Here is a 14,538-nt window from a genome sequence, read left to right as displayed (position 1 = left end):
TTTATACTAAATATTATCTCACCAAACTAAAATGTCCTTTTAAAATAGTGCCATTTTTTAATTCTATAATGTACCAATAATCTGATGTTGGTAATAACTCTCCACTATATGTGCCATCCCATCTATTTGTTGTTTTGAGTTGTGTTAATAGTCTGCCATAACGATTAAAAATGGATGTTAATTTAATTTCATTTTTATTATCGATAATATCCCAAGTTTCATTAACGTTATCGCCATTTGGAGTGAAGAATTTTGGGATAATAAATTGTTTAAGTTCTATAGTGAAATCAATAGTTTTTTCTAAACAACCATTTGTGTCTTTTACGTAAAGTGTATAACTGCCATCTGATAATCCAGAAAATAAATTATTATTTTGATAGTTAAAACCATCTATAGAATATTGATAATCTATAGAAGTATCGTTCATTGTTACTGTTAACTCACCTTCATATATATTTAAATTTGATTGTGTTAGATTGAAATTTTGAGATGGATTAATGGTTACAGTAAAAACACTTTCGTTAAAACAATTTGGATTTGTGCTTGTTTCGGCGTAAATATAAATAGTTTGAGATGCTAGAATATTTTCACCAGGTAGCATAGGAGTTCCCATACCGTTAGGTGCTGAATAATAATTTCCATTATTTAAAGGTTGTAAAATAAACGAATCGCAAGAAACTACATCTTGTAAAATATCTACTGTTGGAGTTTCGTGTATAGTAATGTTGAAAAAGGTTTCTGCAGAGCAATTATTAATTTCGTTGTATATGTAAAGCGATTGGGAAGTTGATATAATGTCTCCTGCATTTAATTGTGTACCATTACCATTAGGCTGTGTAAAGTAATTGCCATTATTCAAATTTTGTAAAATATAACTATCGCAAACAATTATATTATTTAAAACATCTACAGTTGGAGTTGTGTTTATGGTAATATTAAAACTAGACTCATCACTACAACTACCATTAGTTTCATATATATAAATGGTTTGTGTTGTTGTGATTGTATCTCCTGCGTTTAACAGTGTTCCTGTTCCGCCTGACGCTGTAAAATAATTACCAACGGTTAAAGGTTGCAGTGTAAAACTATCGCAAGCAGTTTGGTTATTTAACACATCTACAGTTGGTGTTGTTGTAATTGTAACATTAAAATTTGACTCATCACTACAACTGCCATTAGTTTCATATATATAAATGGTTTGCGTTGTTGTGATTGTATCTCCTGCGTTTAACGGCGTTCCTGTTCCGCCAAATGCAGTAAAATAGTTTCCAACTGTTAAAGGTTGAAGTGTAAAACTATCGCAAGCAGTTTCATTATTTAAAATGTCTACAGTTGGAGTTGTTGTAATTGTAACATCAAAACTCGATTCATCATCACAATTGCCATTGGTTTCGTAAATATAAATGGTTTGTGTTGTTGTGATTGTATCTCCTGCGTTTAATGGCGTTCCTGTTCCTCCAGCATTGGTAAAATAGTTTCCAACGGTTAAAGGTTGTAGTGTGAAACTATCGCAAGCAGTTTGGTTATTTAATACATCTACAGTTGGAGTTGATGTAATTGTAACATCAAAACTCGATTCATCATCACAATTACCATTGGTTTCGTAAATATAAATGGTCTGCGTAGATGTAATTGTATCTCCAGCATTTAACGGCGTTCCTGTTCCTCCAGTATTTGTAAAATAGTTTCCAACGGTTAAAGGTTGTAGTGTAATACTATCGCAAGCAGTTTGGTTATTTAAAACGTCTACAGTTGGAGTTGTTGTAATTGTAACATCAAAACTCGACTCGTCACTACAATTGCCATTGGTTTCGTAAATATAAATGGTTTGTGTTGTGTTGATTGTATCTCCAGCATTTAACGGCGTTCCTGTTCCTCCAGTATTTGTAAAATAGTTTCCAACGGTTAAAGGTTGTAATGTGAAACTATCACAAGCAGTTTGGTTATTTAATACATCTACAGTTGGTGTTGTTATAATTGTAACATCAAAACTAGACTCATCACTACAACTGCCATTAGTTTCATATATGTAAATGGTCTGCGTAGATGTAATTGTATCTCCAGCATTTAACGGCGTTCCTGTTCCGCCAGATGCAGTAAAATAATTACCAACAGCTAAAGGTTGTAGTGTAAAACTATCGCAAGCAGTTTGGTTGTTTAAAACTTCTACAGTTGGTGTTATGTTTATGGTGATATTAAAACTAGATTCGTCACTACAACTGCCATTAGTTTCATATATGTAAATGGTTTGTGTTGTATTGATTGTATCTCCTGCGTTTAACGGCGTTCCTGTTCCGCCAGACGCTGTAAAATAGTTGCCCGAAGTTAATGTAGGCAGCGTGTAATTATCACATTGTGTTGTGTCTGGCAAAGCCTCTGCAGTAACGTTACAAGTTTGTAATGTGGTAAAGCTTTCTTCTAAACAGCTAATGGCATTTCCGGCAGAGTTATATGGTGTAATTGTTACGTATATTGTTTCATTTTCTGATAAATCATTTGCAAAATCATAAGTTGTTACAAGGCCTACATCTATGTTATTTAAAACATCTGTTGCTCCAGAAGTTGTTCCAACATTAAGTATATAACCAGTAGCATTAGCAATGCTGTTCCAATGTAAATCTATAGAAACAGGCTGATTTGTATCACCATTAACAGGATGCGAAAGTGTTGTGCATTCTGGAATTACGGTTGTGTTTCCTGTTGTAAAACTTTCTTCATTACAATTTAATACTGTGCCATTGAGAAAATATGGCGTTATTGTTATAAATATTTGAGTGTTTGGAGGCAAATTAGAATTTGTTGTATAACTAGTTACATTACCTACATCTACATTATTTAAAATATCTGTTGCTCCAGAAGTAGTACCCATACTTATAAAATAACCACAAGCACCTAAGCTTTCTGCCCAAGTTAAAACTTCATTTAATGGTACATTTGTGCTTCCGTTTGCTGGTGAAATTAAAGATGTACAACTTTCTGTAGGAGAGTTAACATTTAGCGTGATATCGTTTCTTATTAATAATAAATTTTTATTTCCTGTTCCAGGAGGATTTCCGTTTTCGAAAGGTACTAAGTCACTTGTAATTTCGGAGTGGTAAACTGCTTGGTCGCAGCTGTTGACAGAAGGAATAGTGTAGCTTGGTGAGTCTGGAGCTCCTGGTATGGCAACGCCATCTTTAAACCAAGTATAATGGTTTTGAGTTCCAGCACATACCGTTGTTAATGTTACAGCATCTCCTGCATTAGCATTAATAGTTTGTATAACATCTACTTTAGCTTGTGGTGCATAACCGTATTCGGTCATAATTGGTAATTGTGATGATCCAAAAGTGTTTGTTTGTGACAAAAAATTTACAAATTGGTTATGTTGATCTTCAAAATGTCCAAATTCGAATGCGTTATTGTGAAAATAAAATCTAAAGTAGTTTGCATTTGTACCAACTAAACTTGCAAAATCGGGCATTAGACCGTGAAGATTATTGTAGCTAACATCTATTAAATTGGAGGCAGAAACACCAAAATAATTTGATTTTACAGTGTATAATTGATCTAAAATATCTGTACCAGAAAATAAATTGTGGCTAATATTTAAACTTATAAGTTTTATACAGTCTAAAATATATAAAGACTCAACTTGATTATGTGATATGTTTATATAGTTTAATTCTACATTTTGTGTTAAATCTAATCCTGTTGTGGTAAATAAATTATTGTCTATTATTAATTGACGAAGAATAACATTTTGTGTTACATCTAAAGTTGGAAGTGAATTAAAGCTTAATGTTAAATACTCTAAAATGGTGTTTTGAGATAAATCTATAGTTGGTAATTGGTTATAGGCTGCACTTAATCGATACAGTAGAGTATTTTGTGTTACATCTAAAGCTGTTAAATTATTAGCGCCTATACTTAACTCTTCTAAATTTATATTTTGTGTTAAATCTATAGTATTTAAATCGTTATTAGATAAATCTATATCTTCTAAAAGTAGATTTTGAGTAACGTCTACAACTAAAGGTGTTGTTTGGTTAGAGGTAATATCTAAGTCTGTTAGATTAGGCAAAACTGAAAAATCTAACGGATTTTGAATATCGTGAATAATAATAAAAATATCTGTTAGTGTATTAGAATTTGGAAGCAAAAGGTTCTCTACATAAGTTCCCCAAAAATAGATGCTTTCTAGATTAATATAATTTGAAATATCTATAGTAGGAATATCTATGCTGCTTATTCTTAAATCTTTAAGATTTGTAAATACATTAGGAAGCGTAATAACAACATTGTTTACGCTAGAGCCGCCAATATTTAAATCTTCTAAACCACTTAAAAGAGAAAAATCTAATGTAGTATCTGCTAAATATCTTATGTCAATTGTGGTTAGTGTGTTGGTTATTGGCCAAATAATATCTGTAACATTATTTAAAAAATCACCGTCAAAAGAAATTAAATTTACATTTTGAGATAAATCTATTGTTGTAATTGGTGGTAAAGTTGTGTATGGAAAATTACCATGTATAAATATATCTTCTAATAAAATATTTTGACTAAAATCGACACTAGCTAACACTTCATTATCATTCGTTCTAAAACTTACTAATTGCGTTAAAGCTGTTAATGAAACAGTAATAACTTGATTATTACCTAAATCTAAATCTGTTAAATTTATAAAAGCATTTATGCCTGTAATATCTGTAATATTAGTACCTGCTAGTGTTAAACTTGTAATAGATTCTGCATCTGTGTTTAAAATGTTACCGTTTAAGCCGTTAGTATCTATGCCTTGGTTTATTAATTCTTGCTCAAAATTAGTGTCTGGAATTGGTGTGGTTTGCGCATATAGAGCTACGTTAACAAAACAAAAAAGAAATAAGATGTAGAATGATTTCATTTAAAGTGTTGATTATCTGTACAAAAATAATAATTCCAACTTTAATTTGAAGATTGTATAAGAAAAAGTCTACCTAACTAAAGCAAAATGACCTTTATACTGTTTGCCATTAGGATGATTAATAATGTACCAGTAATCATCATTAGGTAAATTAAAACCATCTAATTTACCATCCCAACCTTTAAAGGAGCTAGTTTTGCTAAGTAGTTTACCATATCGGTTAAAAATTAAAATCTCTAAATTAGAGTTGAAATCTTTAGATGTACCATAAGGTTTCCAAACTTCATTAAAAGTATCTCCATTTGGTGTAAAATATTGAGGAAAGCCTAAAATTGAAAATTCTCTAGATACTATATCTCCACAACCATTTTTATCGCGAACATAAATGGTATGAAAGCCAGGTTCTAAGTTAGTAAAGGTGTTTGCATCTTGATAAAAGCCAAATTCGTTGTCTATAGCAAACTCGTAATCTCCAGCTTCTTCAATTATAGCGGTTGCAGTATTGTTTGATGTTAATTCTGTAAACTCTATATTTTCTATTGTAGGTTCGTTAGAAGGAGTTAAAATTATATCTCTAGTGTTAGAACAGCCATTAGGATCTGTAACTATAACGGTGTAAGTTCCAATTTGATTAGCTTCAAAAGTAGGACTAACACTACCTGTATCTACACCATTAAATAGCCATTGGAAATAATGATTGTTAGGAACATCATTTGTAACTCCGGCGATAAGTGTAATAGTTTCAGGAAAAGTGTTTTGGCAATATAAAAATGCTTCATCTTCTAATAACTCTGGCGTAAATAAAACATTAAGCGAGAGTTCTGAAATAGCATAACATTGGTTAGTATCTGTAGTTACTTTAACAAATATAGTTTGAGAATTTGCAACCGTATTGTTATAATCTCCGTTAATGCTATTTGTTTCAGAAAAAGCATCTGCACTTGTTTCATAAAAAGTGATGCTTGCATTAGCAGGAACTTGTGGTTCTATAAAGGTTACAATATCATTTAAATTAAATGTAGAAAAACCATCCACAACTTCATCATCGCAAACAGTAACATCGTCTAAAATTAATGTGTTTGTAGAGATATCTAAAGTTACTTCGGCTATAGCCTTGCAACCAGTTGTTTGATTAATAACTACAGCATAAACTGTTTGCATAACAGCTGTGTTATTAAAACTATTTGGATTTAAAATAGGATTGTTTTCTGTTGTTGCACTTGCTAAGGAAGTATAAAAATCTAATACAGTTAAAGCTTGGTTGTTATTAATTATACTTTCTTCGGCATTATATAAATTATATGTTGTTAAACCATCTTGATTGCTATCACACTCAAAAAGAGTAGTATTGTTAACGTTTGGAATTGGTGCATATTCTATAACAATTTCTCCATAAGATATACAACCATTGTCTAAAGTTACTTCTACGTTATATGTTCCGGTTGACGAAACATTAAATGTGCTAGAGGTTTCTGTAGTTTGTTCTATTCCGTCTTGAAACCATTTGTATGAAGGTGTGCCGTTTTGTGTAGCATTTAATGTGATAATTTCGTTACCACAAACAGGATTATTAGTAGCTAATAATCTGTCAGGACCTAAATCTGTGTTTAATAGAAAACTACCAGCTTCTAAAAATACTGCAGAGTCAAAACGATAATTTTGCTCATCTGCAATAACTAGTTTTACATGATAACTAGCATTAGGCACTGTAGTGGCGGTTGCAGTTAAAATAGTAGTTTGACCATTAAAGTTAATTGGCGATGTTGAGGTTGCAGATTCTGGATTCCAACTGTCAAAATAACTTTCGTTAATAGGATCGCAAGCACCAGGAATTCCAGAGTGTACTGTCGTAACTTTTACTGGAGTAGTGGTTTCTGGAACTAAAGCAATGTTTTCATATTCTGAGTTAGTAGCACCTGCAGGCTTTATTAAAAAACCAAATAAATCTGAAAACTGACAAGTGTTAGCATTGCCTTCTTGATACTCTTCTGATGCAAAAATATAACGAAAACTAATTTGATTTGCTACCGTAGTAAAATCGAATTCAATAATAGTAGCATTTGTAGTATTTGATTCTTGTAATGCCATTTCTAAATCAATATCACCACTCCAATTTGAGGCATTATCATCGCTTAAACTATTATTTGGCCCAGGAACATTTGCTAATCTTCCTGTACTTAAAACAATACCACTTTGAAATGGAAAACTAGTTCCTGTAGCATCAAAATAACCATAGCTTTGGTCTGTTCCTCCAAAATCTCCACCAACAGTTCCATTAACTACAATATTAGAGATGCAGTTGCTATCTGCTAATATATCTTCAATTAATTGTTGAGGTGTATAAGTTTGACTATCTACAATAATGTTTTGAGCATTAAGAGAGATAGTAATTAACAGCGTTAATAGTATTAAGGTTTTCTTTATCATAACAACAAACAGCATGCAAAGATAGTGAAGAACCTAATATGTTGAACAAAAAATAGTGTTAAAGGAGTATTTATAATCTTAAAGAAAAATGTCCTTTAACTTGAAATTCTTCGCTTCCATTAACTACATCTGCTACAAACCAATAGTCGCTTGCGGGCATAAGGTTTCCGTTATAGCGTCCATCCCAACCATAATCATTATGTTTAAGAATTTTTAAAAGTTTCCCGTAGCGATCATATATAGTTACTACAGTTCCTTCTAATTGACTAACACCTGTTATATGCCAAGTATCAAAATAACCATCGTTATTTGGTGTTATAAACTGTGGAGCATCAATTACAAATATTCTCTTAGGAGGTGTTGGTTCGCAACCATTAATATCTATTACTGTAATATAATGAACTCCAATAGGTACATTATTAAATACATTAGATACTTGAGGTTCGTTATCATTTAATTGGTAAATGTAGTTTCCAATACCTTGAGTTTCTACAATTATAGTATGTGGATCTTGGAAAGCTGGAGAAACATCAAAATCTACTTGCGCTTGTTGTGACGCAGTAACATTAAAATTAGAAGTAGTTGTACAGTTAAAAGCCGTAGTTACTGTAACCCAATAATTTCCAATTTCTGTAATGTCTATTACTGGAGTTGTTTCTCCAGTAGACCACAAATAGGAGTCTGATGCTACATTGGTTTCTGCTGTTACGACTAGTGGTAAATTATCTATACAAACTACTTGGTTTGTAATGTTTACTTCTGGTTTTCTATTTATGTACACATTAAATGCTCCAGTTGAAAAACAAGCTGTAGTTATATTTTCTAATCGAACATAAAGTGTTTGTTCGTTTTGGGCATTATAATTTAAATCTGAAATAGCATTGGTATTATTTAACGCATCATTTTCAGTTTCAAAATAATTAATTATAAAATTATTAGCATCTTGAGTACCTATAATTATTGGTGAATGTTGTGATAAATCGAAAACTAATTCGCTATCAAAATCATCATCACAAGCTTCTAAATCTTGTAAATTTAATGTTGGAGATGGATTTACTACTAATGTAAAAGCACTTGTACTAAAACAGTTTGTGGTAGTAAACTCTGCTCTAACATAAATTGTATCGTTGTTTGAATTGTAGTTGTAATTAGTATCTAAAGGATTTTGAGATGTTTGTGCATCTGCTAAAGTAGAGTAGAAGGTAAGTGCAATATCTTGTTGATTACCAATTAGAGATAGTGTTGTTTCATTTAAGTTAAAAGAATTGTCACTAGTATCGCATGTTTCATATTCTGTAATTGGTGCAATTTCTGGTGGTAAATTAACAATTAAATTGAAAGGAACTGAAGCACCACAATTAGAAACCGTATTGTAGACTTCTATGTAAACTGTTTGTGGATTAGAAATATTAGTATATGTTTCAGGATTATTAATTGGGTTGGTTCCTGCTAATAAATCTATTTCATTTGCGTAAAAATTAACTATAGTATTATCTTGTCTTACTGCTACAACATCTATTTCAACTTGTGTTAAATCAAAAACTACAGTACCATTTGTGTCTGTATCACAAGCTGTTAAATCTGGAGCATTACCAATAATTGGAACTTGTATAACATTAAACTCAAAAGTTGTAATGCCTTTACAAAAAGTACCATTGTCTATACTAGCAAAAATTTGTTGAGGGTTTACTGTGTTGGTAAAAGTGTCTCCTGTAATGGCGTTAGTTTGGTTTTGAGCATCTTCTAGGTTTAAATAGTAGGTTACAGTTAATGTATCTGTACTATTAGCAATAATTTCTTGTGTTTTCTCGGTTAAATTAAAGGTTTCAAAACCATCATTAGAGTTGTCATCACATACATTAACATCTTCTGGAGCATTGTAAATTGGCTCAGACCCAACTTCTAATAAAAATGTTGAAGTTCCAAAACAAGTTGTATCTGTTATATTTTCTACACGTACATAAATGGTTTGAAATTGAGATGTATTATTGTAAATAGAGTTTTTATCTATGCTATTGGTATTGTTTAATGCATCATTTTCAGTTTCAAAATAAAAAACTTCTTTGCCTGTTTGTCCATTAAGGATTTCGGCATCTTTATCAGATAAAATAAAATCTCCAATTTGGTTACCATCTGTTTCACAATACACATAATTTGTAATTGTTGTAAAGTTAGGTAATGTATTTACAATAATACTAATTGGTAATAATGCATAACAGCCTGTAGTATTGTTTTCTACTTTTGCAAAAACGGTGGATGTTGCAGTGTTATAATTAGTACTGTTTGTTATTTCATTAGTAGAGTTGTTGGCATCGTTTTGAGTAGGGTAATAAGAAATTAAAGTTGTAGATTCTGTGTTTATTTCTGCATTTATAGAGGTTAGGTCTATAATAGATAGTCCGTCTTGATCGTTATCGCAAATAACAAATTCTGGATTAGAATTTATTGAAGGTGCTGGAAGTACTTCTATTTGTAAAGGTTTAACATCGTAGCAACCAGAGCTGCCATCTATAACTCTTACATAAACAGTAAAAGGATTTGCTGTATTATTATAAAATGGAGGTAATGAATTTGTATTTGCATTAGCATCTGCTTCGGTTTCAAAATAAGAAACAATAGGTTCTGTTATACCAACATTTACTATAGAGTCGAATGTGGATAACTCAACAGAGGTTAAAGTATCATCATCTGTATCGCAATAGGTTACAGGATTGTTATTTAATATTGTTACAGAGGCATTTACATTTAATAATATTTCTGTATCATTATTACAATCTGGATTTTCAATTAAAAGATATAATTGTTGGAAACTATTTAATACTTCATAATCTACAGAGTCATCTATTGGGTTTGTGTTATTTAATAAGTCTTCTTCGGTTTCATAATATGTAATTGTAATATCTGGTAAACCATTAGCAATAACATCTGTAATAGCTGTTAAGTCGAAAGTCGCATTACCATCGTCTGGTGCTTCGTCACAAGCTCCAAAATTTCTAATATTAGTACCTGTTTCTAAAATATTTGTATGTAATTCTACAGAAACAATATCGTAACAAGAATTATTATCATTATCAACTCTTATAAAAACGGTTTGAAGGTCTGGAGTTGTATTTTGAAATTGTGTAGGGTCATTTATTGGATTTTCACCAGAGTTAGCATCCTCTAGAGTTACATGGTAGGTAACGGTAACATTGGTTTCTCCTTGAAGTACATTATTAATAACACTTGTTAAGTCGAAAATTTCAAATCCATCATCATCTTGTTCGCAAGCATTTATTTGTTGGGTTTCGTTATTAATATTCGGACTTTCTAAACCTTCTACTGTTATATTTGTAAATGCTACACATCCAGTTGTAGTATCTAAAACTCTAACAAATAATTGTTCTGTAGTATTTGAAGGTGTGTATGGAGATGAAATTTCATTTGCACCATTATCTGCATCTATTTGTGAATAATGATAAGTAACACTATAATTTGGGTTGTTGTTTGTTATTTCTAAATCACTATTGGTTAGCATTGCATCACCACTAGAATTACTGCAAATTTCTATATTTGATGGTTCTGAAATTGTAGGAAACGAATTTACAATTAACTGTACACTTGACATATACACGCATCCAGTATTATTATCTATAGCTCTAATGTAAATGGTTTCTGGATTTAAAGAGTTATTAATTGTAGTAACACTGTTGCTATTGTTTTCTGCATCTTGACTTGAAGTATGATAGCTTATTGTGTAGCTTGAAGCAGGAATACTTGCTTCTACTTGACTGTCTAGTGTAGTTAAATTAAATGTTTCTACACCATCATTACTAGCGTCATCGCATTGAGTAAAATCTGCTAACTGAGGAAAAGTTTGTATGGAGTTTAATACCACGTTAATATCGTCTTCAAAAGTACAAGTTGTACCATTTAATGGAACAGTAATAAGTACGGAGTATAATCCAGAACTTGTAGCATTTAAAGAGCTAGAAGTTGCACCATTAATAATAGAATTATTTAAAAACCATTCGTAAGTAGCTTGTGTATTATTGGTTTCTGCATTTAAAGTTGTTGAGGCATTACAGGTAGAAAAATCTGCTCCTAAGTCTACGCTATTTGTAAAACTATTTGCTTCTATAAATACTGCAGAATCAAAATTTCTATCGGTTTGGTCTGCAATTATTAATTTTATATTGTATTCTACGTTTGGAGTAATGTTGGCAGAAGCAGACATTACATTTGTTCTTCCATTAAAGTTAGTGTCTCCAATATTGTATCCTTCGAAGAAGCTTTCATTTTCTGCATCACAAAAACCTACAATCTCTTCATGAATTGTACTAGTATTTACTGGTGTTGTAGTATTTGGAATTACTGCTATGTTTTGATATGGTTGATTTGTGCCTGCTTCTTTTATTAAAAAAGCAAAACCGTCGGAATAATTACATGGATAATCAGCAAAATATTCTTCAGAGGCTAAAATATAATTGAAGTTAATACTACTTGTGGCAGAAATAAAATTAAATGTTATAGAGGTTGCGTTTAATGTGTTGTTTATTCCTAAAGCTGTTTCTAAATCTGGATCTGTTTGCCATGACGTCTCACCTTCATTAAGAGCATTCGTATTTTGTGCATTTCCAGCAGAATTTACGTTTCCAGTAGATAGAACAATTCCATTTTCAAATGGAAAATTTGAGTTAGCCTGCTCAAAAAAACCATAACTAGAAAAACCATTTGTGGTACCATTAATTGGACTAGAAATATTTGAAACTTCCACACAACCTTCAACTAAAGCATTTATTAATTGTTCTGGTGTTTGTGAATCGTTTACCGTAATTTGTTGTGCTTGAGTTGCTTGATGAGCAAAAGCAAATAGTAGGATTGTTAGGAATAAATGTTTCATATTTGGGATGTATTATCATTCAAGATTAGCGATAAATCGATAAACGATAAGGTTTAAAGGACAAAAATAACGATTAATAGTTTAAAAGCAAATTTATTCGATGAAATACAATCGTTTTATTTTCAGCGATTTAAATAAACCCAACCCAAATAATTAGAATAGTTACTATCGTTTAATTTTAGGACGTAAAAATATGTGCCTGTTGGTACCGGTTTTCCTTTATTAATACCGTGATTAGAGACACCATACCACTTTAAATTGTCGTTGCCTTTAAATATAAGGTTCCCATATCTACTATAAATAAGTAATTCGTGTTTTTCGAAAATAGTATAAAGACCTTGAATGTTAAAGTGGTCGTTAATACCATCGTTGTTTGGTGAGAATCCTTGAGGAATAATTGGTGGGCAGTTTTCTGTGTTTAATATAAAAGTGAAGATATCGTAACAGCTATTTTTCTCAGCTCTAATAAAAATAGTTTGAGGAGAATTATGGGATTGGTAATTTTCAGGATTTAGAATGTTATTTTCATTTTGTTCTAAATCTTGTAAGTTTTCAAAAAAAGTAAAGTTTAAAAAAGCAGTATCATTAATATTTGTAAGAGCATTATTTAAATTAAAAATAGCAGTGTTAAAACCAATGTCACACAATTTTAAGCTTGGTAGATTGGTAACCTTGGGCTCTGGAAATAAGTTAATTATAGTCTCGTCTATATTATTGTTTTCCAAAATTTCTATTACGGTACTGTTTCCAAAGCCATCATCATCTACCACTAAATTTAATAGAAAATTATCGGGTATTAAATTAGGTATTGTAACGTTAATAACGCCACTTTCATAACCGTTAATTGGTATATTGTTTTCTGTAAATGCTTGTGCAATTAGTTGTCCTTCGGCATAAATTGCTATTGGAGTATTGGCAGGTAATAACTCTGTACTATTAAAATTATTTACGGTATAGTTAATGGTTAAATTTCTTGAATTACAACTAGTTTCAGTTGTGTCTATTACAATTGTAGCATCTGGTAACTGGCTGTTTAAAACTGTAATAATATTATTTACAATTATTAAATCGGCGCTAAAAATACCTGTATTTGGGTTTATAGCACCTGTAGTTAATTTTATTTCTACTTGTGTGTCTCCAACGTTAATATTATTTTCTATGCTATAAACATCTAAATCTCCATTATAAAATGTAGAAGAGTTGGTAAAAGAGTTTGTACCATTAAAAGCATTATCAGCCATATTTAATGGAGGATTAGAAATTATATTTCCATTTATAGAAAGGCTTTCTCCAAAATTTAATACATTATCTCCTTCCCATGCTAAAAAACCTATTTTAGCATTGTCATTATCTAGTACATTTACGTTTTCGAGTAAAATAATTTTTTCGGTAATATTTCTGTTTATAATTTCTAGCCCTTGAAATAGATTCACTTGATTTAATGGTAAACTATTGTTTTCGTAAATTACATATAAACTCCAACCAGCAAAATTTGTTCTATTGTTACAGTAACCAGAGTTGTTTGCTAATGTTTCAGAGATGTCTAAATCTGCTAAAGTATACACTGTATTGCCTTCGGTAAGAATTTGATTTGTTACTTCTGCATAACAAGAAAAGTATGTTAAGTCACCATTGCTAAAATCAGAATAAACAGTAGTGTACGTATCGTCCGCAATAATTTGTGTTCCGTTAAGAGATACTTCTGTGTCTCCTAATCCAGATCCGGCCCAGTATAAATATGCAGCGACTATGGTTGAAGTATTGTCAATGTTGAGAGTAGCTTGTGAAGAAGGAAGTATTTCGCAAAAATCTTGCACAATATTATTTTCTGCTTGGTTAAGAGTATTGCCTATAGCTAAATAGTCATAACGTCCATTAAATTGTTGGAAAATTGAAATGTCCTGCGCTTTTACTTCCAAACGAAGAAAAAGTAGTAAAAATAATATGAGTACAGTTTTACTTTGCATTACAGATTTATAATGATCTAAACTTACGAATATTTTGGGTTATATTTTTTAAATAATAGTTTTACTTTTTTTGCGTTCCCAAGCCATGCTTAGGCATGACTCGGTCAGGCTATACGCTATATCTTTTTCGCGCATAAGCGCGCGCAAAAAAGGATGCCGCTGCTATCCTTAACGTAAGCGCACTCATATATTTCATTTGATATTGCAATACCTAATATAATATATAATAAAAAACGCCCAAACATAAGTTTGGGCGTTTTAGTTTTTAATAGTTTAACGTTTATCGTTTTAAAGTAAAGTGTGCTTTAAACTGTTTCTTAACCGTAGGATTATTAGGTTCTCTATATTCTACAGTAAACCAGTAATCGCTAGTT

General features: G+C 31.2%; 4 protein-coding genes. All 4 read right to left on the bottom strand.

Annotation, left to right across the window (positions count from 1 at the left end; genetic code table 11):
* Positions 1-13: 13 nt before the first annotated feature.
* Positions 14-4,888, bottom strand: a complete 4,875-nt coding sequence (locus tag CLV86_RS12955) for a T9SS type B sorting domain-containing protein (RefSeq protein WP_121052944.1) — start codon at positions 4,886-4,888, stop codon at positions 14-16.
* A gap of 69 nt (positions 4,889-4,957) precedes the next feature.
* Positions 4,958-7,315, bottom strand: a complete 2,358-nt coding sequence (locus CLV86_RS12950; RefSeq protein WP_121052942.1) for a T9SS type B sorting domain-containing protein — start codon at positions 7,313-7,315, stop codon at positions 4,958-4,960.
* 70 nt (positions 7,316-7,385) lie between these two features.
* Positions 7,386-12,197: a T9SS type B sorting domain-containing protein gene (locus CLV86_RS12945; RefSeq protein WP_121052940.1), complete on the bottom strand. Its 4,812-nt coding sequence runs from the start codon at positions 12,195-12,197 to the stop codon at positions 7,386-7,388.
* A gap of 122 nt (positions 12,198-12,319) precedes the next feature.
* The gene (locus CLV86_RS12940) at positions 12,320-14,164 is read right to left on the bottom strand and encodes a T9SS type B sorting domain-containing protein (RefSeq protein WP_121052938.1); all 1,845 of its coding nucleotides are present in this window, start codon (positions 14,162-14,164) and stop codon (positions 12,320-12,322) included.
* Between the last annotated feature and the right edge of the window lie 374 nt (positions 14,165-14,538).

The organism is Lacinutrix venerupis (assembly GCF_003663945.1).
GTDB lineage: Bacteria > Bacteroidota > Bacteroidia > Flavobacteriales > Flavobacteriaceae > Lacinutrix > Lacinutrix venerupis.
This window is presented reverse-complemented; position numbering and strand designations above follow the sequence as displayed.